At 66.0% G+C, this 23,801-nt stretch carries 22 protein-coding genes; 10 read left to right on the top strand and 12 right to left on the bottom strand.

What is annotated here, in order from left to right; genetic code table 11:
* Nucleotides 1–70: 70 nt before the first annotated feature.
* On the top strand, nucleotides 71–1,099 hold the full coding sequence (tsaD, locus tag BG61_RS19325) for a tRNA (adenosine(37)-N6)-threonylcarbamoyltransferase complex transferase subunit TsaD (RefSeq protein WP_035931267.1): 1,029 nt from the start codon (nucleotides 71–73) through the stop codon (nucleotides 1,097–1,099).
* On the opposite strand, the gene BG61_RS19320 is transcribed toward tsaD, so the two are convergent.
* Nucleotides 1,096–1,722, bottom strand: a complete 627-nt coding sequence (locus BG61_RS19320) for a glutathione S-transferase family protein (protein ID WP_035931268.1) — start codon at nucleotides 1,720–1,722, stop codon at nucleotides 1,096–1,098. The two genes, tsaD and BG61_RS19320, sit on opposite strands and share 4 nt — an antisense overlap.
* A 35-nt stretch (nucleotides 1,723–1,757) precedes the next feature.
* Nucleotides 1,758–2,999, bottom strand: coding sequence for an MFS transporter (locus tag BG61_RS19315; RefSeq protein ID WP_035931270.1), 1,242 nt, complete (start codon nucleotides 2,997–2,999; stop codon nucleotides 1,758–1,760).
* A gap of 104 nt (nucleotides 3,000–3,103) precedes the next feature.
* On the opposite strand from BG61_RS19315, the gene BG61_RS19310 reads away from it, so the two are divergent.
* Entirely contained in the window at nucleotides 3,104–4,018 is a 915-nt protein-coding gene (locus BG61_RS19310) for a LysR substrate-binding domain-containing protein (RefSeq protein WP_035931352.1), read from the top strand.
* Between the two features lie 49 nt (nucleotides 4,019–4,067).
* Here the strand turns inward: BG61_RS19310 and folE2 are convergent, their stop codons facing one another.
* The 4 genes from folE2 to BG61_RS19290 all read right to left on the bottom strand — a co-directional run bounded on the left by folE2 (nucleotide 4,068) and on the right by BG61_RS19290 (nucleotide 8,234).
* Nucleotides 4,068–4,871, bottom strand: coding sequence for a GTP cyclohydrolase FolE2 (gene folE2 / locus BG61_RS19305; RefSeq protein WP_035931272.1), 804 nt, complete (start codon nucleotides 4,869–4,871; stop codon nucleotides 4,068–4,070).
* 140 nt (nucleotides 4,872–5,011) lie between these two features.
* A complete protein-coding gene (gene dxs / locus BG61_RS19300; protein WP_035931354.1) occupies nucleotides 5,012–6,940 on the bottom strand; it encodes a 1-deoxy-D-xylulose-5-phosphate synthase in 1,929 nt (642 codons plus the stop codon).
* 89 nt (nucleotides 6,941–7,029) lie between these two features.
* Complete coding sequence (locus BG61_RS19295) at nucleotides 7,030–7,917, bottom strand: polyprenyl synthetase family protein (RefSeq protein ID WP_035931274.1); 888 nt, start codon at nucleotides 7,915–7,917, stop codon at nucleotides 7,030–7,032.
* On the bottom strand, nucleotides 7,914–8,234 hold the full coding sequence (locus BG61_RS19290) for an exodeoxyribonuclease VII small subunit (protein ID WP_035931276.1): 321 nt from the start codon (nucleotides 8,232–8,234) through the stop codon (nucleotides 7,914–7,916). Before BG61_RS19290 ends, BG61_RS19295 begins: the two co-directional genes overlap by 4 nt.
* A gap of 309 nt (nucleotides 8,235–8,543) precedes the next feature.
* Here BG61_RS19290 and BG61_RS19285 point away from each other — a divergent pair, with 309 nt between their 5' ends.
* Together BG61_RS19285 and BG61_RS19280 are read left to right on the top strand one after the other, a co-directional pair.
* Entirely contained in the window at nucleotides 8,544–9,650 is a 1,107-nt protein-coding gene (locus tag BG61_RS19285) for an aromatic ring-hydroxylating oxygenase subunit alpha (RefSeq protein WP_035931277.1), read from the top strand.
* A 158-nt stretch (nucleotides 9,651–9,808) separates the two neighbouring features.
* Nucleotides 9,809–10,678: a sulfurtransferase gene (locus BG61_RS19280; protein WP_035931279.1), complete on the top strand. Its 870-nt coding sequence runs from the start codon at nucleotides 9,809–9,811 to the stop codon at nucleotides 10,676–10,678.
* 7 nt (nucleotides 10,679–10,685) lie between these two features.
* Here the strand turns inward: BG61_RS19280 and BG61_RS19275 are convergent, their stop codons facing one another.
* From BG61_RS19275 to polA, 3 genes are all read right to left on the bottom strand, one after another.
* Complete coding sequence (locus BG61_RS19275; RefSeq protein ID WP_035931281.1) at nucleotides 10,686–11,561, bottom strand: dienelactone hydrolase family protein; 876 nt, start codon at nucleotides 11,559–11,561, stop codon at nucleotides 10,686–10,688.
* A gap of 333 nt (nucleotides 11,562–11,894) precedes the next feature.
* On the bottom strand, nucleotides 11,895–13,232 hold the full coding sequence (locus BG61_RS19265) for an NAD(P)/FAD-dependent oxidoreductase (protein WP_035931285.1): 1,338 nt from the start codon (nucleotides 13,230–13,232) through the stop codon (nucleotides 11,895–11,897).
* Nucleotides 13,233–13,377: 145 nt separating this feature from the next.
* A complete protein-coding gene (polA, locus tag BG61_RS19260; protein ID WP_035931287.1) occupies nucleotides 13,378–16,116 on the bottom strand; it encodes a DNA polymerase I in 2,739 nt (912 codons plus the stop codon).
* 1 nt (nucleotide 16,117) lies between these two features.
* Here polA and BG61_RS19255 point away from each other — a divergent pair, with 1 nt between their 5' ends.
* The gene (locus BG61_RS19255) at nucleotides 16,118–16,867 is read left to right on the top strand and encodes an LOG family protein (RefSeq protein ID WP_035931289.1); all 750 of its coding nucleotides are present in this window, start codon (nucleotides 16,118–16,120) and stop codon (nucleotides 16,865–16,867) included.
* A gap of 53 nt (nucleotides 16,868–16,920) precedes the next feature.
* On the opposite strand, the gene BG61_RS19250 is transcribed toward BG61_RS19255, so the two are convergent.
* Nucleotides 16,921–18,450, bottom strand: a complete 1,530-nt coding sequence (locus tag BG61_RS19250; protein ID WP_035931292.1) for an AMP nucleosidase — start codon at nucleotides 18,448–18,450, stop codon at nucleotides 16,921–16,923.
* 199 nt (nucleotides 18,451–18,649) lie between these two features.
* Here BG61_RS19250 and BG61_RS19245 point away from each other — a divergent pair, with 199 nt between their 5' ends.
* The 5 genes from BG61_RS19245 to BG61_RS19225 all read left to right on the top strand — a co-directional run bounded on the left by BG61_RS19245 (nucleotide 18,650) and on the right by BG61_RS19225 (nucleotide 22,145).
* Nucleotides 18,650–19,048, top strand: coding sequence for a hypothetical protein (locus tag BG61_RS19245; protein ID WP_035931294.1), 399 nt, complete (start codon nucleotides 18,650–18,652; stop codon nucleotides 19,046–19,048).
* 133 nt (nucleotides 19,049–19,181) lie between these two features.
* Entirely contained in the window at nucleotides 19,182–20,153 is a 972-nt protein-coding gene (locus BG61_RS19240) for a homoserine kinase (RefSeq protein WP_035931296.1), read from the top strand.
* Nucleotides 20,154–20,160: 7 nt separating this feature from the next.
* Nucleotides 20,161–20,982 (top strand): BPSS1780 family membrane protein, encoded by an 822-nt coding sequence (locus BG61_RS19235; RefSeq protein WP_035931299.1) that lies wholly within the window; start codon nucleotides 20,161–20,163, stop codon nucleotides 20,980–20,982.
* Between the two features lie 127 nt (nucleotides 20,983–21,109).
* A complete protein-coding gene (locus BG61_RS19230) occupies nucleotides 21,110–21,562 on the top strand; it encodes a MarR family winged helix-turn-helix transcriptional regulator (RefSeq protein WP_035931301.1) in 453 nt (150 codons plus the stop codon).
* Nucleotides 21,563–21,725: 163 nt separating this feature from the next.
* Nucleotides 21,726–22,145: an organic hydroperoxide resistance protein gene (locus BG61_RS19225; protein WP_035931303.1), complete on the top strand. Its 420-nt coding sequence runs from the start codon at nucleotides 21,726–21,728 to the stop codon at nucleotides 22,143–22,145.
* A 135-nt stretch (nucleotides 22,146–22,280) separates the two neighbouring features.
* On the opposite strand, the gene BG61_RS40160 is transcribed toward BG61_RS19225, so the two are convergent.
* Nucleotides 22,281–22,454 (bottom strand): DUF3563 family protein, encoded by a 174-nt coding sequence (locus BG61_RS40160; protein WP_075584187.1) that lies wholly within the window; start codon nucleotides 22,452–22,454, stop codon nucleotides 22,281–22,283.
* Between the two features lie 133 nt (nucleotides 22,455–22,587).
* On the bottom strand, nucleotides 22,588–23,754 hold the full coding sequence (locus BG61_RS19220; RefSeq protein WP_035931356.1) for an extracellular catalytic domain type 1 short-chain-length polyhydroxyalkanoate depolymerase: 1,167 nt from the start codon (nucleotides 23,752–23,754) through the stop codon (nucleotides 22,588–22,590).
* Between the last annotated feature and the right edge of the window lie 47 nt (nucleotides 23,755–23,801).

The raw sequence follows: 23,801 nt of genomic DNA, 5'->3' as shown, positions 1-23,801 counted from the left end.
GCCCAACCCGCCGGCCCGCGCCCGCCCACCGCCGCTGATATACTTTGACGTTCCCCTGACGCCCAATCCCATGCTAGTCCTCGGCATCGAAAGCTCCTGCGACGAAACCGGCCTTGCGCTCTACGACACCGGGCGCGGCCTGCTCTCGCACGCGCTGCATTCGCAGATCGCGATGCATCGCGAATACGGCGGCGTCGTGCCGGAACTGGCGTCGCGCGATCACATCCGGCGCGCGCTGCCGCTTCTCGAGCAGGTGATGGGCGAAGCGGGCGCCGCGCGCGGCGATATCGACGCGATCGCGTTCACGCAGGGTCCCGGGCTCGCGGGCGCGCTGCTGGTGGGCGCGAGCATCGCGAACGCGCTCGCGATGGCGTGGGACAAGCCGACCGTCGGCATCCACCATCTGGAAGGGCATCTGCTGTCGCCGCTGCTCGTCGACGAGCCGCCGCCGTTTCCGTTCGTCGCGCTGCTCGTCTCGGGCGGGCACACGCAACTGATGCGTGTGACCGACGTCGGCGTGTACGAGACGCTCGGCGAAACGCTCGACGACGCCGCGGGCGAAGCCTTCGACAAGACCGCCAAGCTGCTCGGCCTCGGCTATCCGGGCGGACCGGAGGTGTCGCGGATGGCGGAATTCGGCACGCCCGGCGCCGTCACGCTGCCCCGCCCGATGCTCCATTCCGGCGACCTCGATTTCAGCTTCAGCGGCCTGAAAACGGCCGTGCTCACGCACAGCAGGAAGCTCGGCGCGAACGTCTGCGAACAGTCGAAGGCGGACCTGGCGCGCGGTTTCGTCGATGCCGCCGTAGACGTGCTGACCGCGAAATCGCTCGCGGCCCTGAAGCAGACGGGGCTGAAACGGCTCGTCGTGGCGGGCGGCGTGGGCGCGAACCGGCAACTGCGCGAGGCGCTCTCGGCGGCGGCGAAAAAGCGCCGCTTCGACGTGTACTACCCCGACCTCTCCCTTTGCACCGACAACGGCGCGATGATCGCGCTCGCCGGCGCGCTGCGCCTCTCGCGCTGGCCGGAGCAGGCCGTGCGCGACTACGCGTTCACCGTCAGGCCGCGCTGGGACCTCGCGTCGCTCGCTGCCGCCTAGTTCGGCGGATTGAACGGCTGGACGATCGCCTTGAACGCGGGCAGCGTCTCGCAGCGGTCGCCATGCGCGATCAGCGTCGGCCAGCGCGTTTGCGTGAAGAGCGCCGGAAGCGCCTCGCGGGCGAAGCGCAGCGCGCACGCCACCGCGATGTCCGCGTGACCGATGGCGTCGCCGAACCAGTATGGCGTCGGGCGTGCCGCGCGATCGGCTTCGAGCGCATCCAGCACGCGTTCGACCTGCCCCGTGCAGCGCTTCACCCACACTTCCGACTTCTCCTTGTGCAGGACGCGTTCGTAGACGAGCGCGACGGCCTTGTCGCCGAGGCCCGCCGCGAGCGCGCACACCTTCTGCGCCTGCCGGCGCGCGGGGCCCGCCGGCGCCATCATCCGCTTCGCGGCGCCCGCTTCCTCGTCGAGATAGTCGAGGATCATCGCGCTTTCGATCAGTACCTCGCCCGAATCAAGGACGAGCGTCGGCACGCGGATCAGCGGGTTGTATTGCGCGACCTTGCCGGCGTCGCCGAAGACGGACCACGGCTTCTGCTCGAAAGGCATCCCGTAGAGCGTGAGCGCGATGGCGGTGCGCCGCACGAACGGGGAGTCGTATTGGCCGATCAGGATCAAGGTGTGGCTCCGGCTGTCGTTTCGGGACAGCCAGTTTAATCGCGCCGCGCCCTCGGAAACAGGGGGAACGCAAAGAGCGCGCAGAGCGCCACCGCGAACCAGACGAGCGGCCACGACCCCAGCACGAGCAGGTGGGGAATCGCGAGCGGCGTGACGAACAGGCCGGCGTAGACCACCGTGTTCGCCATGCCCAGCGCGGTTCCGGCGCGGCGGGTTCCGGCGAGCGTCGCCAGCTCCGTGTAGGCGACGCCATGCCACGCCGACACGCAGATGCCCGCGAACGCGATCATCGCCATCAGCAGCGCACCCGGCGCCTGCGCGAAGCACTGCAGCACCAGCCCGAGCATGATGAACGACGCCACCGCGACGAGCGTCGAGCCGCGCAGATACGCGCGCCGGTTGCCGTGGCGGTCAGTGTGACGGCCGCTCCATATGCGCATCCCCATGGCGCCGAGCTGGACCGCGGCCATCGTGCCGCTGATCGCCGCAATGCCGAGATGGCCCGCGTCGTGCAGGAAGACGGTCGCGAAGGTGAGCACCGCCATTTGCGGCACGCACAAGAGGCCGATGCCGAGCACCACGCGCCACACCTCTTTGTCGCGCAAGGGCCCGGCCGCCGGATCGTCCTGCCTGGCGGCGGCATGCGCCCGTGTGGCCGGCGGCTCGTCGAGCCAGCGCCATGCGAACGCCGCCGACAGCGCGCACATCGCGGCGAGCACGCCGTAGACGGCCGCGAATCCGTATGACGCCGCGAGCCACGGCAGCATCAGCGCGCCCAGTCCGCCGCCGAGCGGCACGGCCGTCTGGCGGATGCTCATCGCGAGCCCGCGCTCGCCTTCGCGAAACCACGCCATCACCGCGCGCCCGCTCGATCCGTTGACGCTGCCGCCGAGCAGCCCGACGACGCACATCGCGAGCACGAGCCAACCGAGCCCGGGGACCGGATGATGCGCGGACGGCGCGGCGAAGAGCGTCATCGCGAGGAGCGCCGCCGCAGTGGTGAAGAGGCCGGTCAGGAGCACGGGGCGGTCGCCCCAGCGGTCGGTGAGCAGGCCCCACGGCAGTTCGGACAGCGCGACGCCCAGCCCCATCGCGCCGAGCACGAGCCCGAGTTCCGCGTTGCCGAGGTGGTAGCCCGCGCGCAGCCAGACGGCCGTCGTCGGAATGCCGGCAGACGCCGCCGAAAAGCTGGCGTTCGCCGCGACGCCGACGCCCAGCACCTTCCACCGGTGCGACTCGCCGCGCGCCTGCGCTCGCCATGTCAGGGGTGTAGCCATGATCGTCCTCTAGCGGATTTGACCCGGCCAGTTTCGCGGCATAAGATCATCCTGAATATCAGAAAGTATCGAACCAATCATTCGATAAAACAGGACGATTGATCATGAGTCAAGTCACGTTCGATCTCGCGGTGCTGCGCAGCTTTGTCGCGGGAATGGACCTCGGGAGTTTCGCGAAGGCGGCGGATCGCGTCGGGCGCTCTACATCCGCTGTCAGCGCGCAGATTCGCAAACTCGAGGAGCAGGCGGGCACGACGCTCTTTCGCAAGTCCGGCCGCGGGCTTGCCCTGACCGAAGCCGGCGAGACGATGCTGCAATATGCGCGACGTTTGATCGAACTGAACGACGAAGCCGCCGTGGCGATTCGGGGCGTCGATCTCGAAGGGTGGATCCGCCTTGGGCTTCAGGAGGATTTCGGCGAGTTCGTGCTGCCCGATGTGCTCGGGCGTTTTGCGCGGGCGCATCCGAAAGTGAGCATCGAGGCCCGCGTGGCGCGCAACGCCGATTTGATCGAGCGCGTGGAATCGAACCAGCTGGATCTCGCGCTCGTCTGGGGCGGCGCATCGACCGTTGCCGCCGATCCCCGTCAGCACGAGCGCATCGCCGAGCCGCAGATGAGCTGGATCGGCTCTTCGGCAGTGCCGTGGAGCCGCGGCGATGAAAGCGAGCCTTTGCCGCTCGTCGCGTTCGACCGCCAGTGCCTCTTTCGCAGCGCCGCGACGGAGGCGCTCGACCGGGCGGGCATCAAGTGGCGCGTGGCGTTCACGAGCGCGAGTCTCGCGGGCCTGTGGGCGGCGGCCGCCGCCGGGCTGGGGGTGACGGTGCGCACGCGCTACGGCCTGCCGGCGACCGTGCGCGCCCTCGATGCGGACTCGCACGGCCTGCCCGCGCTGCCGTCGATACCGCTCGTGCTGCAGCGCGCGTCGGCGACGGCTCCGGCGCCCGTCGAGCGGCTCGCGTCGATTCTGCTGGATTCCGTGCGCGGCGAACCGCTGGCGCTGGAACGCGCAGCGGCATAAAAAAAGGCCGATCGGTCGATCGGCCTTTCCTGCCGGGATCAGGCGGCTTTCAGACCCGCTTGTCCCGCTCGATCACGGCGTACGCGCTGTGGTTGTGGATCGACTCGAAATTCTCGGCTTCCAGCACATACGCGGCGATGCGCGCGTCGCCGTTCAGCCGGGTGGCGACATCGCGCACGAGATCCTCGACGAACTTCGGATTCTCGTAGGCGCGCTCCGTCACGAACTTCTCGTCCGGGCGCTTGAGCAGGCCCCACAGTTCGCACGACGCTTCCTCTTCCACAATGGCGATCAGGTCTTCAACCGGCATGTCAGCCGCGAGTTCGGCGGCGATCGTCACATGCGAGCGCTGATTGTGCGCGCCGTATTGCGAGATCTTCTTCGAGCAGGGGCACAGGCTCGTCACCGGCACGAGCACCTTCAGCGTGACGCGCGTTTCACCGTCGCGCAACTCGCCCGCCAGCGTGACCTCGTAGTCCATCAGGCTTTGCACGCCCGACACCGGCGCCGTCTTCATCACGAAATACGGGAACGACACTTCGATGCGCCCCGCGTGCGCCTCGAGCTTCTCCAGCATCGACACGAGCATCGCACGCAGCGACGCGAGTTCGAGCGGCTCGCGATGCTCGTCGAGCAGCGCGACGAAGCGCGACATGTGCGTGCCCTTCTGGTCGGCCGGAAGATGAACGTCGAGATTCCACACGCCGACGCTCGGCTGCGCTTCGCCGCTTCGCGTGCGCACGGTCAGCGGATGCCGCACGGCCTTCACGCCGACGCGCTGAATCGGGATCTGGCGCGTGTCGGGCGAGCTTTGCACGTCGGGCATCACGAAGGCGGGATTCATCTGATTCATTTGTTCATGTCCTCATTCACCGCGCGTAGCCGGGGCGCGGGGCGTGAAAGGGGTAGCGACCTCGCGCATTCGCCAAGGATCGTAGTGTCGGTTCGGGGGCCGGATGCACGCCTTCCCCGGGCGCGCATCCGTACGAAGATTCAGGCGACGCGCTTGGTCAGCTTGCCAGCCGCGACACCGACCGCGGCGACATCGACTGCGGCGAGAAAGCGCTCGTTGATCGACTTCGCGATGCCTGCGCCATCCAGCCCGACGCTCGCGAGCAGCTTGACCGGATCGCCGTGGTCGATGAACACGTCGGGCAGGCCGAGTTGCAGCACCGGCTTGACGACGCCGTTCGCCAGCAGCGCTTCCACGCAGGCCGAGCCCGCGCCGCCCATGATCGCGCCTTCCTCGACGGTCACGAGCGCATCGTGCGTCGCGGCGAGTTCGCGCAGCAGGTCGGTATCGATCGGCTTGACGAAGCGCATGTTGGCGACGGTCGCGTCCAGTTCCCCGGCCGCGGCGAGCGACGGCGCGACCATCGTGCCGAACGCGAGAATCGCGATGCGCTTGCCCGAGCCGAGCTTCTGCGACGATTCACGGCGGATTTCGCCCTTGCCGAGCGGAATCGCGGTCATCTGCTTGACCGTGGCGACACCCGTTCCGGCGCCGCGCGGATAGCGCACGGCAGTCGGATTCGGCTGCTGGAGCGCCGTGTAGAGCATCTGGCGGCATTCGTTTTCGTCGGACGCGGCCATTACCGTCATGTTCGGGATGCAGCGCAGGAACGCGAGATCGTAGTTGCCCGCGTGCGTCGCGCCGTCCGCGCCGACAAGGCCCGCGCGGTCGATGGCGAACACCACCGGCAGGTTTTGCAGCGCGACGTCGTGGATCAGCTGGTCGTAGGCGCGCTGCAGGAACGTCGAGTAGATCGCGACGACCGGCTTCATGCCGTCGGCGGCGAGCCCGCCCGCAAAGGTCACCGCATGCTGCTCGGCGATGCCGACGTCGAAATAGCGGTCCGGGAAGCGCTTTTCGAACTCGACCATGCCCGAGCCCTCGCGCATGGCCGGCGTGATGCCGACAACGCGCGAATCCTGCGCGGCGGCGTCGCAGAGCCACTCGCCGAACACCTGCGTGTAGGTCTTCTTCGACGGCGCGGCGGACGGCTTGATGCCTTCGGCCGGATTGAACTTGCCCGGTCCGTGGTACAGCACCGGATCGGCCTCGGCGAGCTTGTAGCCCTGGCCCTTCTTCGTCACGACGTGCAGGAACTGCGGGCCGCGCAGCTCCTTGATGTTCTGCAAGGTCGGGATCAGCGAATCGAGGTCGTGCCCGTCGATCGGGCCGATGTAGTTGAAGCCGAACTCCTCGAAGAGCGTGGCCGGCACGATCATGCCCTTCGCGTGCTCTTCGAGCTTGCGGGCGAGGTCGAGCATCGGCGGCGCGACGCGCAGCACGCGCTCGACACCGGCGCGCGCCGCGGCGTAGAAACGGCCCGACATCAGGCGCGCGAGATGGCGATTCAACGCGCCTACCGGCGGCGAAATCGACATGTCGTTGTCGTTCAGGATCACGAGCAGGGGCACGTCGTCGCAGACGCCGGCGTTGTTCATCGCCTCGAAGGCCATGCCGGCTGTCATCGCGCCGTCGCCGATCACGGCGATCGAGAAGCGGTTGTCGCCCTGCAGCTTGCTCGCGATCGCCATGCCGAGCGCCGCCGAAATCGACGTGCTCGAGTGCGCCGTGCCGAACGTGTCGTATTCGGACTCGCTGCGGCGCGGGAAGCCCGATATGCCGCCGAGCTGGCGCAGCGTGGGCATCTGGTCGCGGCGGCCGGTCAGGATCTTGTGCGGATAGGTCTGATGGCCGACGTCCCAGACGATACGGTCGCCGGGTGTGTCGAATACATAGTGCAGCGCGATCGTGAGCTCGACCGTGCCGAGATTCGACGACAGATGGCCGCCCGTTTGCGACACGCTGTCGAGCACGTAGGCCCGCAGTTCGTCGGCAAGCGGTTGTAGTTGGCGGCGATCGAGGGCGCGCAGGGCAGCCGGATCGTCGATGGTTTTCAGCAAGTCGTACATCGTCGTCCCATTGTAGGAAAACTGGCGCGGTTCCGTGGTCCGATCAAACGCCGTTTCGGCGCCGCCGGCGGATTTCACGCATTCAACGTTCAATGCACCCGGTTCACGACCAGGTCGGCAAGTTCGGCGAGGCGCTGGGCGCGCGCGCCGAAGGGTTCGAGGGCGGCATGCGCGTCGCGGCGCAGCTGGGCAGCAAGTTCGCGCGACGCGTCGAGTCCGATGATCGACACGTAGGTCGGTTTGTCGTCCTTCGCGTCCTTGCCGGCGGTCTTGCCGAGGGTCGCGGAGTCGGCGGTGACGTCGAGAATGTCGTCCACCACCTGGAACGCGAGGCCGACCGCGGCCGAATAATCGTCGAGCGCCCTGAGCGACGCCTCGGTGGGCGCCTCGCCCGCGAGCGCGCCCATGCGCACGGAGGCGCGCAGCAGCGCGCCCGTTTTCTTCCGATGCATTGTTTCCAGCTCGGGCCGCGACAGCTTTTGTCCGACGCTTCCGAGGTCGATCGCCTGCCCGCCGGCCATGCCGATCGAGCCGCTCGCCACCGCCAGTTCGCGCACGAGCGCGGCCTGCTGGCGGTCGGAGAGCGCGTTGCCGGCAGCCGTCAGCGTGATGAACGCCTGCGACTGCAGCGCATCGCCGACGAGCAGTGCCGTCGCTTCGTCATATTGGATGTGTACCGTGGGCTTTCCGCGACGCAGCGCGTCGTCGTCCATCGCAGGCATGTCGTCATGCACGAGCGAATACACATGGATCATTTCCAGCGCGGCGCTCGCCGCTTCCAGCGCGGCCGCCTCGGCGCCGGTCAGTTCGCCGGCGGCGTGGCAAAGAAGCGGCCGCACGCGCTTGCCGCCGCCGAGCACGGCGTAGCGCATCGCGTCGTGCAACCGGGCCGGGGCGACGTCGACGCCCGGCAGATAGTGTTCGAGGGCCGTCTCGACACGGTCGAGACTGGCGCGCATCCATTGTTCGAAGGTCATAGGTCGTCCCCGTTGTCGGCGGTTGGCCCGGCATTCTGGGTCGCACGCTGCACGTCGGCGGGCAGCGGCTTCAGTGTTTCACCATCGAGCACGCGCACCTGCTGCTCGACTTTTTCGAGCTGTTGTTGGCAAAAGCCCACAAGCGCCGCACCGCGGCGGTAGGCTGCGAGCGATTCCTCGAGACTCAGGGCGCCGCCTTCCATGCGCCCGACCAGTCCCTCGAGCTCTGCCAGCGCCGCCTCGTAATTGTCCGGAAGCGGCGCGCCGTCCGCGCCCGGCGTGCTGGCGGCAGCTTCCTGCGTTGCGGTTTTCGCCATGAATCGTTGGTCTGGAATCGGATTTTGGGAACAAGTCGCACATTCTACGGCAAAAGCCGATTTTTCGGCCTCGGCCCCCTTGCCATGACTGCCGGGACCCCGTCCGGCGTGCATGCGCCGCGCGTGCGGCCCCCGGCGGCCCGCGTCCGCAATCGCCCCTGACCGCGCGGAACTCCCGGCGCAATTTTGACCCAAATCAAGACCTTAAGCGCCCCAAGGAGGGGGATTTGGGTATAATCGCGGGCTCCCTAAATCGATTCTTCGATGGTTGGGTTGTTCACTGCTTTCACGTTTTCATCGGGAGTGGGAATGTCCAATCTGAGCAATGCATTGCAGCTGAAGGCTTTTCATAGCCAGCTGCCAGTCACGGCTTACTTTGACGAAGCGCTTCTTACGCGCGAACTCGAAACACTATTCAAGCAGGGCCCTCGCTACGTCGGGCACGAACTCATGGTTCCCGAAGCGGGGAACTATTTCGCTCTTCCTGGCGAAGGCGAAGGGCGCGTGCTCGTGCGCAATCAGCAATCGAATATCGAATTGCTGTCGAACGTCTGCCGGCACCGGCAGGCAATCATGCTGAACGGGCGCGGCAGTGCCGACAACATCGTCTGCCCGCTGCACCGCTGGACCTACGACCTGAACGGGCAGCTGCTCGGCGCGCCGCATTTCGCCGACAACCCCTGCCTCAACCTCGGCGCCACGCCGCTGCAGAACTGGCAGGGACTGCTCTTCGAGGCGCAGGGCCGCGACGTCGCGGCGGATCTGGCGCGCCTCGGCACGGCGAAACACTTCGATTTCTCGGGCTTCATGTTCGATCACGTCGAGGTGCACGAGTGCAACTACAACTGGAAGTCCTTCATCGAGGTGTATCTGGAGGACTACCACGTCGCGCCGTTCCATCCGGGCCTCGGCAGCTTCGTCTCGTGCGACGACCTGACCTGGGAATTCGGCGACTGGTACAGCGTCCAGACGGTCGGCGTGCACAAGAATCTCGAGAAGCCCGGCAGCCCGACGTACCGGAAGTGGCACGACCAGGTGCTGCGGTTCCGCAACGGCAGGCCGCCCGATTTCGGCGCGATCTGGATGGTGTACTACCCCGGCCTCATGATCGAGTGGTATCCGCACGTGCTGGTCGTGTCGTGGCTCATTCCGCGCGGCGCGCAGAAGACCACGAATATCGTCGAGTTCTACTACCCCGAGGAAATTGCGCTCTTCGAGCGCGAGTTCGTCGAAGCGGAACGCGCCGCGTACATGGAAACCGCCCGCGAAGACGACGAGATCGCCGAACGCATGGACGCCGGACGGCGCGCGCTGATGTCGCGCGGCGAATCGCAGGTCGGGCCGTATCAAAGCCCGATGGAATCGGGCATGCAGCACTTCCACGAATTCCTGCGGCATCAGCTGGGCACGATCTGAGCGGCAAGCGCTCATCAGGAAAAGACGGGCACCACGGGTTTTAGGCCCGTCTTGCCCGTCTTTTTTTGTTTAGACTAACTGGTACCACTATTCGAAAGCCCCGGCCCTTCTGCAATCCTTCTGCAACGGCAGCCGCGGCGTCCGCATCAGGAGCTGTCATGCCGCACACCCACCACACCACGCTGATTTCCGCCGCCAATCTGGCCGCACGCCTCGCCGCCGCGCCCGGCAGCGCGCTGATCTTCGATTGCCGCTTCGACCTCGCCGCACCCGGGGCGGGCGAGGCCGCGTACGCGACAGGCCATCTGCCGGGCGCGCACTACCTGCATCTCGACCGCGACCTGTCCGGCGTGAAGACCGGCACGAACGGGCGGCACCCGCTGCCGGACCGCGCGGCGCTCGTGGCAACGCTCGCGGGCTTCGGGCTGAACGAAGGGCAGCAGGTCATTGCCTACGACGCGCAGGACGGCATGTACGCCGCGCGCCTGTGGTGGCTGCTGCGCTGGCTCGGGCACGATTCCGTCGCGCTGCTCGACGGCGGCCTGCTGGCCTGGGAAGCCGCCGGCCAGCCGCTCGACACGCAGGTGCCGGCGAAGGCGCCGGGCAATTTCAAGGCGGGCAAGCCGCTCGCGGTGACCGTCGACGTCCAGGCTGTCGAGCGCAATCTGACCACGCGCGACCATCTGCTGATCGACGCCCGCGCCGCCGACCGGTATCGCGGCGAGAACGAGACCATCGACCCGGTGGGCGGCCACATCCCGGGCGCGCTGAATCATTACTTCAAGGACAACCTCGCCGCCGACGGCCGCTTCAAGAGCGCCCACGACCTGCGTGAGGTGTTCGGTGCGGCCATTGGCGGCACCGCGCCGGACCGCGTGGTGCTGCAATGCGGCTCGGGCGTGACCGCGTGCCACAACGCGCTCGCGATGGAGATCGCCGGCCTGCACGGCGCGGCGCTCTACCCCGGCTCGTGGAGCGAGTGGTGCGCGAATCCGTCGCGCCCCGTGGCAACGGGCGCGACGCCCTGATCGCGCGCTACTTGACGCCGTGCTCCTTGAACCAGGCAAGGGCGCGGCGCCAGCCGTCCTCGGCGTCGGCCTTGCGATAGCTCGGGCGGTAGTCGGCGAAAAACGCGTGCGGCGCGTCCTCGTAGACGACGAACTGCGAGCCCCGCGCGACCGCCGGACCGTTCGCGATCGCCTGCTTCATCTGCTCGAGCGTGTCCTGCGGGATGCTCTGGTCCTGCTTGCCGTAGAGGCCAAGCACAGGCGCCTTCAGCTCGGCGACGTTGTCGATCGGATAGCTGGGATTGTTGGCCGTCCTGTTGCCGGTGACCCGTCCGTACCAGACGACCGCCGCCTTCAGGCGCGGATTGTGTTCCGCGTAGAGCCATGCGTACTTCCCGCCCCAGCAGAACCCCGTGATGCCGAGCTTGTTCAGGTCGCCGCCGTGCTCGCCTGCCCATTTGACGGTGGCGTCGATGTCCGAAATCACCTGCGAGTCCGGTATCTTCGAGACGATCTGGTCGTTGATCTGCTGGATCGACTGCACGCTCGTCGCGTCGCCCTGCCGGGTGAAGAAATCCGGCGCGATCGCCAGATAGCCCAGCTTCGCGAAGCGCCGGCAGACGTCGGCGATGTGCTCGTGCACGCCGAAAATTTCATGGATCACGATGATGACGGGCAGCTTCGTCCTGCCTTTCGGCTGCGCGCGATAGGCGGGAATGAGCGTGCCGTCTGCGCCGCGCACGCCGATCGCCCCGGCTTCCAGCCCTTCGGTATCGGTATGGATGGTTTGCGCCGAGACCGGCAGCACGGCGGCCGCGAAGCCGGTGCCGAAGGTGGCCTTGAGGAAGGTGCGGCGGTTGAACGGGACGTGCGGGATAAGGCTGTCGACTTCAGGCGTAAGCATACGAAGCTCCTGCGGCGAAGGCCGCGACAAGCCGCAGCACGCGCTTCGCGAGCGGCGCGCAGGCGGCACTGAACCGGAAACCGCGCGCCGTGAATCCAGGCTTCCCCACGCGCGGCGCTGCAACGACGAAGGCTCGGCGTGGTTCGATCGACCGTTGAACCACGCCTTGGAACTTGCGCCACGCGCGGGCATTCGCCGCACGCCGCGAGCCGCGCGGCACAAGACGCAGAAACGCGCGCCGCTCATTCTAAACAGCTTTGCGGCCGGCCGACAAAAAGGCGGAGCGAGTCGAAGCAAGACGCCGGAAGCGGAGCCACCCGGCGCCCGCTGCGCTCAGTGCAGCTTGACCCGCGGCGCGGTGGAGCGCCGCAGCCAGTGCGCGAAGGTATCGAGCACCATGCGCGGATAGCCGTGCAGCGCCGCGACGTGCAGCCGGTACAGCGACATGTACATGAAGCGCGCGAAGAGCCCTTCGATCAGCATGTTCCCGCCGATCAGACCGCCCATCAGATTGCCGACCGCGCTGTAGTGCCCGAGCGACACGAGCGAGCCGAAATCGCGATACGTGTACTCGGGCAGCGGCTTGCCTTCGAGCCTGCGCGCGAGCGCATTGAGCAGAAAACTCGCCTGCTGGTGCGCCGCCTGGGCACGCGGCGGCACGTTGCGCTCGTTGCCCGGCCACGGGCAGGCCGCGCAGTCGCCAAGCGCGAAGATGTCGTTGTCGACTTCGGTCTGCAGCGTGCGCCGCACGTTGAGCTGGCCGAGACGGTTGGTGGGCAGGCCGCCGAGCTGGGCGAGCACGGCCGGCGCCTTGATGCCCGCGGCCCAGACCGTCAGGTCGGCGCGGATCGTCTTGCCGCTCGCCGTGCGGATCGAGTCGCGCGATACCTCGGCCACCGTCTCGCCCGTCAGGAGCGTTACGCCGAGCTTCGTGAGCAGGTCGGCGGTTGCCAACGACACGCGGTCCTGCAACGCCGGCAGGATGCGCGGTCCGGCTTCGATCAGCGCGATGCCGATGTCGTGTTTCGGATCGAGCTTGTGCAGGCCGTAGGCCGACAGCACGTGCGCCGTGTTGCGCAACTCCGCCGACAGTTCCACGCCTGTCGCGCCCGCGCCGACGATCGCCACCTGAATGCGCGGCTGACCGGCCCCGCCCTCGGCGACCGGCTCCGGCGCGCGATGCTCGGCGCGCATGCACGCCGCGATCAGGCGCTTGCGAAAGAGTTCGGCCTGACCGACGGTGTCGAGTGCGATTGAATATTCCTGCGCGCCCTGCACGCCGAAGTAATGCGTCGTGCTGCCGATGGCGAGCACGAGCGTGTCGTATTCGAGTTCGCGCTGCGGCAGCAGCTCGCCCGCCTCGTGATCGACGAGCGGACCGATCGTGATGCGCCTCGCCTCGCGGTCGAGCCCGATCAGGTCGCCCTGCTGGAACTCGAAGCCGTGCCAGTTCGCCTGCGCCGCGTATTCGAGTTCCTGCGTGAACGGGTCCATGCTGCCCGCGGCGACCTCGTGCAACAGCGGCTTCCAGATATGGGTCGGATTGCGGTCGATCAGGGTGACCTGAGCCTTCGGCGCCTTCTTGCTGCTCGTCGAACCGTACCGGTCGCCCAAACGCGTAGCGAGTTCGAGCCCTCCGGCGCCTCCGCCGACAATGATGAAGCGATGCATTGAAACTCTCCCTTGGCCGTTACTTGAATACGTTGATTCTTCGGACATCGGCGTTCCGGCTCGCCTCGACGGGCTCATTGTGCGCGAGCGCGCGGCGCGCTCGCAAGCCCGTGTCCCGCATGCACGGCATGCGGGCAGCAGACAATCAGTGCGCTTCCTCCCAGTTTGCGCCCGCGCCGACCTCCGCGACGAGCGGCACCTTCAGCGCAGCCACGCCGCACATCAGTTCCGGCAGCCGCTTGCGCACTTCGGGCAATTCGCCTTCGGGCACTTCGAGCACGAGTTCGTCGTGCACCTGCATGATCATCTTGGTCCCGATCTTCGATGCCTCGATCCAGTCCTGCACCGCGATCATCGAGAGCTTGATGAGATCGGCCGCGGTGCCCTGCATCGGCGCGTTGATCGCGGCGCGTTCGGCCGCCTGGCGGCGCGGCCCGCTGCCGCCGTTGATCTCGGGCAGCCAAAGCCGCCGCCCGAACACCGTCTCGACGAAGCCCTTCTGCCTGGCGCTCGCGCGCGTGTTCTCCATGTACGCGGCGACGCCCGGGTAGCGTGCGAAATAGCGGTCGATGTAGAGCTTCGCGGCGTCGCGCGTGATGCCGATGTTCGAGGCGAGACCGAACGAGCTCATGCCGTAGATCAGCCCGAAGTTGATGACCTTCGCGATGCGCCTCTGGTCGCTCGACACTTCGATCGGCGTGACGCTGAAGATCTCCGATGCCGTCGCGCGATGCACGTCCTCGCCCTTTGCGAACGCGCGCATGAGCGATGCGTCGCCGGAGATGTGGGCCATGATGCGCAACTCGATCTGCGAGTAGTCCGCCGACACGATCACGCTTCCCGGAGGCGCGATGAACGCTTCGCGGATGCGCCGGCCTTCGCCCGTGCGCACCGGGATGTTCTGCAGGTTCGGCTCGTTCGACGACAGGCGCCCCGTCACCGCGACCGCCTGCGCATAGTTCGTATGCACGCGGCCGGTAGCCGCGTTGACCATGCGCGGCAGCTTGTCGGTGTAGGTGGACTTGAGCTTCGACAGGCCGCGATGTTCGAGCAGGATCTTCGGCAGCGGATAGTCTTCCGCGAGCTTCTGCAGCACTTCTTCATCGGTTGAAGGCGCGCCGCTCGGAGTCTTCTTCACCACCGGCAGTTGCAGCTTCTCGAAGAAGATCTGCCCGATCTGCTTCGGCGACCCGAGGTTGAACTCGCCGCCCGCCAGTGCATACGCCTCACCTTCCAGTTCGATCAGCCGCGTGGCGATCTCGCTGCTCTGCCGGTTCAGCTTTTCGCGATCGATCAGCACGCCGTTGCGCTCCATCTTGCGCAGCACGCGCGAGGTCGGCATCTCGATGTCGCGATACACGCGCAGCAGACCTTCCTCGTCGGCCACTTGCGGATAGAGCGCCTGATGCAGCCGCAGCGTGATGTCCGCATCTTCGGCGGCGTACTCGGCAGCCTTGTCGAGCGCGACCTCGTCGAAGCCGATCTGCGACGCGCCCTTGCCTGCGACGTCCTCGTACTTGATCGTCTTCACGCCGAGATGGCGCAGCGCGAGGCTGTCCATGTCGTGCGGCCTGTGCGATTCGAGCACGTACGACTGCAAGAGCGTGTCGTGCACGACGCCGTTCAGCTCGATTCCATAGTTCGCGAGCACCTGCTCGTCGTATTTCAGGTGCTGGCCGACCTTCTTCTTCGACGCATCTTCCAGCCACGGCTTCAATTTCTGAAGCACTTCATCGCGAGGCAGTTGCACGGGCGCATCCGGCCCGCGATGCGCAACCGGAATGTACGCGGCATGCCCCGGTTCCACCGACACAGAGAGCCCCACGATCTGCGCGACCATCGGATCGAGCGAGGTGGTCTCGGTGTCGAAGGACGTGAGCTCGGCCGCGTCGATCTTCGCGAGCCACGCGTCGAACTGCTCCCACGTCTGCACCGCCTCGTAGTGGTGGACGATCTCGGTCGTTTCGGCGGGCGGCGTATCGGTCGGGCCTTCCACGGCGTCGGCAATTTCGACCTCGCGCAGCCACGTCTTGAAGCCATGCCGCGTGAAGAGGTCGCGCAGTTCGTCGCGCGCTTCGGGGCGGCTCGGCAAGGTGGCATCGATCGACTCGATCTGCGTGCTCAGGTCGCATTCCGTGCGTACCGTCACGAGCTTCTTCGCCATCGGAAGGAAGTCGAGAGCCTTGCGCAGATTGTCTCCTACCGCACCTTTGATCTCGCCCGCGTGTGCGACGATGCCATCAAGGGTTTCGTATTGCGTGAGCCATTTCAGCGCCGTCTTCGGACCGCACTTCTCGACGCCCGGCACGTTGTCGACCGTATCGCCGATGAGCGACAGATAATCGACGATCCGCTCCGGCGGCACGCCGAACTTCGCCAGCACGCCCGCTCGGTCGAGCGTCTCGTTGGTCATCGTATTGATGAGGGTGACATGATCCGTCACGAGCTGTGCCAAGTCCTTGTCGCCCGTCGACACGATCACCTTCATCCCGCGCTTCTCGGCCGCGACGGCAAGCGTGCCGATCACGTCGTCGGCCTCGACGCCCTCGATCATCACGAGCGGCCAGCCGAGCGCGCGCACCGTCACGTGGATGGGTTCGATCTGGCGCGAGAGGTCATCGGGCATCGAGGGCCGGTTGGCCTTGTACTCCGCGTACCAGTCGTCGCGAAACGTCTTGCCCTTTGCGTCGAACACGCACGCGCTATACTCTGCATTGATCTCGCGCCGCAGGCGGCGCAGCATGTTCACCATTCCATAAAGCGCGCCGGTCGGCCCACCATCGGGGCCGCGTAGATCAGGCATCGCGTGATAGGCCCGGTACAAGTAGCTAGAACCATCGACCAATAGCAGGGTCTTACCTTCAAGACTTAGTTCTTCAGGCATTATGAACAAGAGAAAAGTGATTCCGAGTCTGCGATCGCTCGCAGATCAAGAGCGCGCGACGGCCAAAAAGGCTCGCGCATCGTGGCAGATGTTCACGATTATGGCAGAGTTTATCGAGGCGACCGAGTACCTCTCGGAGATCCGGCCTGCCATCAGCATCTATGGTTCGGCGCGCCTGAAACCCGAGTCGCCCTACTACAAACTCGCCATCCAGATCGCGCAGAAGTTCTCCGATGCGGGCTTCGCCGTCATCTCCGGCGGCGGCCCCGGCATCATGGAAGCGGCCAACAAGGGCGCGCACGCGGGCAAGTCTCCGTCGGTCGGGCTGAACATCGAGCTGCCGCACGAACAGTCGGGCAACCAGTGGCAGGACATCTCGCTGCGCTTTCGCCATTTCTTCACGCGCAAGGTGACGTTCGTGAAGAACTCGGACGCGGTCGTCGTGATGCCCGGCGGCTTCGGCACGCTCGACGAACTCGCCGAAGTGCTCACGCTCATTCAGACCAAGAAGTCGCGCCATGTGCCGATCGTCCTCGTGGGCGCGGAGTTCTGGGAAGGCCTGCTCGGCTGGTTCAAGGACACGCTGCTCACGAACGGCGTGATCGGCGACAAGGACCTCAACCTGATGCAGGTCATCGACGACCCCGACCAGGTGCTCGAAGCGGTGCTCAAGTTCTACGAGGACCGCGAGGAAGCGGAGGAACAGCCGGCCGAAGGCAAGTCCGACGAAGACCGGATGTTCTATCTATGACATGACGGTGCGCGCGGCCCTGGCAAGTCCGCGCGCATTCGCCATTCGCCGGATCACTGAAACGCGACTTCCGCGAAGCTGCGAAGCTTGCGGCTGTGAAGCCTGGAGAGTCCGTTCATCCTCAGCAGCTCCATCGCCTTCACGCCGATCTGCAAGTGCTGGTCCACCTGCGCGCGATAGAACTGGTCGGCCATGCCGGGCAGCTTCAGCTCGCCGTGCAGCGGCTTGTCCGATACGCACAGCAGCGTGCCGTAGGGCACGCGAAAGCGAAAGCCGTTGGCCGCGATGGTCGCGCTTTCCATGTCGAGCGCAATCGCGCGGCTTTGCGAAAGCCGCTGCACCGGCTCGCGATGATCGCGCAGCTCCCAGTTGCGGTTGTCGACGCTCGCGACCGTTCCCGTGCGCATCACGCGCTTCAGTTCCGCGCCCTCCAGCTGCGTCACCTGTGCGACGGCCTTCTCCAGCGCGACCTGCACTTCGGCCAGCGCCGGAATCGGCACCCATAGCGGAAGATCGGCGTCGAGCACGTGATCCTCGCGCACATAGCCGTGCGCGAGCACGTAGTCGCCGAGACGCTGCGTGTTGCGCAGGCCCGCGCAGTGCCCGAGCATGATCCACGCATGCGGGCGCAGCACGGCGATGTGATCGGTGATCGTCTTCGCGTTCGATGGCCCGACGCCGATGTTCACCATCGTGATGCCGCTGCCGTCCGCACGCTTCAGGTGATACGCGGGCATCTGCGGCAGACGCGCCGGCGGCGTGCCTTCGTCCTCGAGCTGCTCGCCGAGATTCGCGTTGTAGGTGATGACGTCGCCGGGTTCGACGAACGACGAATACTCGCTGCGGTACGCACGCGTTTGCTCGTCGTCGGCGCGCGACATCATCGTGCGGCCGAGCTTCACGAACTCGTCGATATAGAACTGGTAGTTCGTGTAAAGCACGTAATTCTGGAAGTGCGTCGGCAGCGTCGCGGTGTAGTGCCGCAGCCGGTGCAGCGAGAAGTCCACCCGCGCGGCCGTGAAGAGCGCGAGCGGATGCGGCTCGCCGGGCGCGGGCTCGTAGGTGCCGTTGACGATGCGGTCATCCAGCAGCGCGAGGTCGGGCGTATCGAAGATGTTGCGCATCTCGAGCAGCCGGTCGCGGTCGAGATCGCCTTCCAGATGAATGCCCTCGGCGAAGGCGAAGTGAATCGGAACCGGCTGCGCCGATACGCCCACTTCGATCCCCACGTGATGGTTCTTCGCCAGAAGCCGCAATTGCTCGCGGTAATAGTCGCCGAAGAGATCGGGGCGCGTGAGCGTGGTTTCGAAGATGCCTGGCCCCGCGACGAAACCATACGAGCGGCGCGAATCGATCTGCGTATTGAGCTCGGTGCGAACGCGCACGAACGGGTAGCATGCGCGCACGCGATGCGTGAAATTCTCGTTGCGACGATAGCGCGCGAAGGCATCGCGCAAAAACGACGTGTTCGCCTCGTAGATCGCCGAAAGGCGCGTGACGGCGGCGACGGGATCATCGAAGGATTCAGTCGGGAAGTCGTTGGCTGGCGTGGCCTGAGTGCTTTGTGTCCGGTCGTTTGTCATGATCTTGTGCGCTCGTGTGATGAATCGACATTACCACGGAAGGACGCCGGGACCATGAAGCGAGCCTCTTCCGCGTGCGCGCTGCAACACGTTTGCGGCACGGCCGTCAAATTCCGCAAAAGCGGCGCAAAATAAGGCGTTGCGCGTCCCTTTGCGGGTGCGTTTTGCTAAAATCCGGCCACTCATTTGGAGAATCATCATGAAGCCGCTTCTTTCTGCCGTCGTCGCGGCAGTCCTTGCCGCCGGCACCCTGAGCGCGATCGCGCAGCCGGCGCCCGCGGCAGACCAGCCACCGGCGCGCACGATGTCGCCAGAAGAAGCCGCGGGACTCCCCGATCTCAAGGCGATCAACCGCCCGCCCGCGCAGGCGCACTCGCAGGTCGAGATTTCGCCGCCGCGCCTGCCGAGCTATCACGAAAAAAGCACGAATGGCACGGAAATCACCGAGTATCGCGACAAGGGCAAGCCCGTCGAGATCAACGTGCAGTCGAATTTCGGCACGCGCTACCAGATGAGCGCCCCTGCCGACACCTCGCCCACCGTGCGCGACAACGGCAAGGCGAGCACGCGCCTGCCGTCCGTGAATCTGCGCTATTGACGCCGTCGGCGGATTCGCCCGCGAAGTTCCCCGAGCCGCTTCGGGCCGCAGCCGCGCGCGGCCCGCGAGACTGGCGGCGTCGCGCGTCATGCGCCGATCGCGCCAGCCGTAAAACCTGACCGACGTTCCCTGCATGGCCGTATTTACTCCTGTCACCGCTTCCCAGCTCGAAGACTGGCTGCAAAACTACGATCTCGGCGATGTCGTCGAATTTCGCGGCATCCAGTCCGGCATCGAAAACAGCAACTTCTTCCTGACGACGACGCACGGCCAGTACGTGCTGACAATCTTCGAAAACCTGAGCGCCACGCAACTGCCGTTCTACCTCGACCTGATGCGGCATCTGGCGTCGCATCGCGTGCCGGTGCCCGATCCGATGCCGCGCCGCGACGGGTCGCTCTCCGGCGAGCTGAACGGCAAGCCCGCGACGATCGTAACGAAGCTCGAAGGCGCGCCCGAACTCTCGCCCACGCCTGCGCACTGCATCGAGGTCGGCCAGATGCTCGCGCGCCTGCACCTCGCCGGCCGCGACTTCGCGCAGCATCAGCACAATCTGCGCAGCCTGTCGTGGTGGCAGGCGAACGCGCCGGCCGTCGTGCCGTTCCTGAGCGACGACCAGCGCGCGCTGATCGACTCCGAACTCGCGCACCAGGCCGCGTTCTTCGGCTCGGCCGACTACGCGTCGCTGCCCGAAGGCCCGTGCCACTGCGACCTCTTCCGCGACAACGTGCTCTTTTCGCACACGGCGGATCACGTGCGCCTCGGAGGCTTCTTCGACTTCTACTTCGCGGGCGTCGACAAATGGCTCTTCGATGTCGCCGTGTGCGTGAACGACTGGTGCATCGACCTCGCAACGGGCGTGCTCGACCGCGCGCGCGTCGATGCGATGCTGCGGGCCTACCAGACCGTGCGGCCGTTCACGCCCGCCGAGGAGCGGCACTGGAACGACATGCTGCGCGCCGGCGCGATGCGGTTCTGGATCTCGCGACTCTACGACTTCTATCGTCCGCGCGAAGCCGAGATGCTCAAACCGCACGATCCGGGTCATTTCGAACGCATCCTGCGCGAGCGCGTCAAAGCCGCGCCCTCTCCCGTCACACGGTAAGCCATCCATGCAACTGATCGAAGTCCCCGCCAAAACCGGTTACGTGTGGTTCCGCCAGGGTATCTGGCTGTTCCGCCGAAACCCGCTTGCGTTTCTTACGGTGTTCTTCGCGTATCTGTTCGTCATGACGCTGATCTCGCGCATTCCGGTGATCGGCCCGATCCTCCCGCTCCTGGTCATTCCGGGCGTGGCCGTCGGCTTCATGGCCGCGTGCCGCAATACGATCGCGGGCAAGCCCGTCTGGCCGACCATTCTCGTCGACGGATTCCGCTCTTACGGCAACGTCGTTTCGCGGCGGCTCCTGATCCTCGGCGCGATCTACATCGTTGCGATGGGCGTGATCTTCGCGCTGTCGGCGCTCGTCGACGGCGGCGTCCTGCTGAGCATGATGCTCGGCAGCGGCCCGACCGGAGATCCGGAAACCGTGGCGGCAAGCTTCAGCCCGCTCGCCGTGCTGCTCGCGATGGCCTGCTACATCCCGGTCGCGATGCTGTTCTGGTTCGCGCCGATCCTCGTCGCCTGGCACGATGTCTCGCCGGCGAAGGCGCTTTTCTTCAGCTTCGTCAGTTGCTGGCGCAACCGCGGCGCGTTCGTGTTCTATGGCGTGCTCTGGATCGTGATCGCGCTGGCGGTGTCGTTCGGACTGACCGCGCTGATGCAGGCGCTCGGCGCGGGGCAGGAGATGGCGCTCGCGGTGCTGATGCCCGCGTCGATTCTCATCACCACCGCCCTCTACTGCTCGTTTTACGCCACGTATCGCGGCTGCTTCGGCGTGCAATCGCCGGATACGCCGGACATTCCCGGCGCCTCGGACGCGCCGGGCGTCTGACGCCGCCAGAAAGCATTTGCGGGCGCCTCCGGGCGCCCATATTCATTTGCACGCGAAGGATTACGTACACTAGCGTTATCGGCCGCTTCGGCCATTCGACGCTTCCGGCGCTCCCGGGCCTTCTGCCATGACTTCGCCTCAGAATTTCCCGCTCGAACTCGATCAGCAGTTGTGCTTTGCGCTCTACTCGACGTCGCTCGCGATGACGAAAGCCTACAAGCCGTTGCTGGAAAGGCTCGGGCTGACCTATCCGCAATATCTGGCGATGCTCGTGCTCTGGGAGGGCGACGACCTGACGGTGAAGGAGATCGCGGGCCGCCTGAGCCTCGATTCCGCGACGATGACGCCCCTGCTCAAGCGCCTCGAAGCACAAGGCTACGTTGAGCGGGTGCGCGGCGTCGCAGACGAACGCCAGGTCCATATCCGCCTCACCGACGCGGGCCGCGCGCTCAAACAGTCCGCGCACGACATTCCGCCTGAAATCTTCTGCGCGGCGGGCTCGGATGCCATAAGCCTGATGCGTCTGCGCGACGAACTGGTTCGGCTGCGCGCGTCGCTGAACGAATACATCGGCAACTAGAATTACCTTCGATAAATGCAATCAACCGCATCCATTGGCAAAATTTACTTTGTACACTAATTATTAGCACGGTATATTTCTCCCCGTGGTGATGCAGCATCGAACTCAGGCAGTACCGAAATCAATCGGCCGCAATGGCGGCTACCCATCCAAGGAGAAAGTCATGAGCATTCTGTACACGGCGACGGCAACGAGCACAGGCGGCCGCGATGGCCGGGCGGTATCGTCGGATGAACAACTCGACGTGAAACTGAGCGCGCCGAAAGCGCTGGGAGGCACGGGCGCGCCGGGCACGAATCCGGAGCAGCTCTTCGCAGCCGGTTACTCGGCGTGTTTCCTGAGCGCAATGAAATTCGTCGCCGGACAGCAGAAGCGCGCGCTGCCCGCGGACACCACGGTCACCGCGGACGTGGGCGTCGGCCCGAACGACAAGGGCGGATTCGCGCTCGACATCGAATTGCGCGTCGCGCTGCCGGGCCTGCCCTCCGACGAAGCGCAAAAGCTCGTCGACGCGGCCCACCAGGTCTGCCCGTACTCGAATGCGACGCGCAACAATGTGCCCGTGCGCGTGAAGCTGGCCTGACGCTGGGCCAAAGCCGGGCTGAGGTCGGCCCGGTTTTCGTCGCCCGTGCCAGAAACGCAAATGCCGGCTGGGAAGCCGGCATTTGCGTTCAACATGCGCTCGATGTGAAGCGCCGCGCCTGAAGGCGCCTGATGCTTACTGCGAAAGCCACGACGGATGACGCGGCGAAGCACGGCGGTCCAGCTTCTTCATACGATATTCGAGATCGTAGATGTCGGTGGCTTCTGCCAGATAGGCGTCGTCGCGTTCCTTTTCGCGCTGGTCGAACGACTTGGTCAGGAAAAGGAAGAGCTGGCTAAGCAGATACATGGGGACCTCCGGAATCAGGGTAATTACCTACAATGGACACAGTATAGGGTATTCCCTAATCAAACACCACTCCTTTGCTTTAGTGCGCTGATCCCAAACGCAAAATTGCAACACCGGTCGCGCTGGAAGACCGTCAGGCGAGCAGTTCGTCGGGGCTGCCCTGCTTCAGGCGCCGCTGATGCTTGAAGAAATCCCACATCACGGCCGCGGAGTCCGGCCCCTTCGATGAATGGAACGCGACCGTATCGTCGCCGCCGGCCCACGAATGGCCGAGTCCACGCACGATGCAGGTCTTCACCACGCGGCGCCCGCTCTTCACGAAGTCCCGTACGACGCCGTCCGGCTGCACCTCTTCCCGCGTTTCCCCGGCGCGGCGCGCACCCGTGGCGTCGATGAAGCCGTTGAGCCGCAGAAATTGCGACGTCAGCTGATCCGCATTCGCCGACGCGACCACCGAATCCAGTTCGCCATGCACGATGACCGCCGGCATGCCGGGGTAGCTGCGGACATCGACGGCGGCATCGATCAGCGCAACCGGGTCGCTGCGGCTGCCGCGCCGCATGACGTCCATTGCGCTGATCGCGGAGTGCGCCTCGCCGAAGACCACGCCCGAATGCAGCCCCACGGCCGCGAACACCGACGGATAGCGCACCGCCAAAAGCGCAGCCAGGCCCGCACCCGCCGACATTCCGGCGAGATACACGCGCTCACCGTCGAGCCGGTGCTGGGCGACGACCGCCTTCACCAGCGACACGACCGACGCCGCCTCGCCGCCGCCCGCGGCGCCCGATTCGTCGTACCAGCGCCAGCAGCGGTGCGCGTGCTCGTGCTTCGATTGCTCGGGATACAGGACGGCAAAGCCGTAACGGTCGGCGAGCAGGTTGATGCGCGTGCCCTGCGCGAATTGATCGGCGTTCTGCTTGCAGCCGTGCAGCATCACGACGAGCGGCATGCGTTCGAGCGCCGCGCCGGGCGGCAGATAGAGCGCGTACGACAGGTGATTGACGAAGCGGCCGGCCGTCGGCGGCGCGGAATGAAACGAGCGTGCCCACTTTCCGCGCGCCCACGCCGAGGCGCGGGGCCGCACCCGCGATTCGTGCGGGACGGGCCGGGTGGCCGAACGCTGGGCCGGCGCCGCTTTGGGCGCGCTCGCCGGTTTCACCGGTTGCACCGGCTTCGCCGTCTTGGCGCGCTTCGGTTTCGCAGGGGCGCGGGTCTTCGGCGCGCGCAGCGGTTCGGTATTGCTCGAAATCAGCCGGCGCAAACCGCGCAGCCAGAGGTTGGTCAGACTTTTTGGCATCGAAAGTGCCTCCACAAACTTGCAGATCGGACGGCGCGACATCCAGC

This window comes from Caballeronia glathei (assembly GCF_000698595.1).
Taxonomy (GTDB): Bacteria; Pseudomonadota; Gammaproteobacteria; order Burkholderiales; family Burkholderiaceae; genus Caballeronia; species Caballeronia glathei.
Note: the sequence above shows the minus strand (reverse complement) of the source record. Positions and strands in the feature narration are given on the sequence as shown.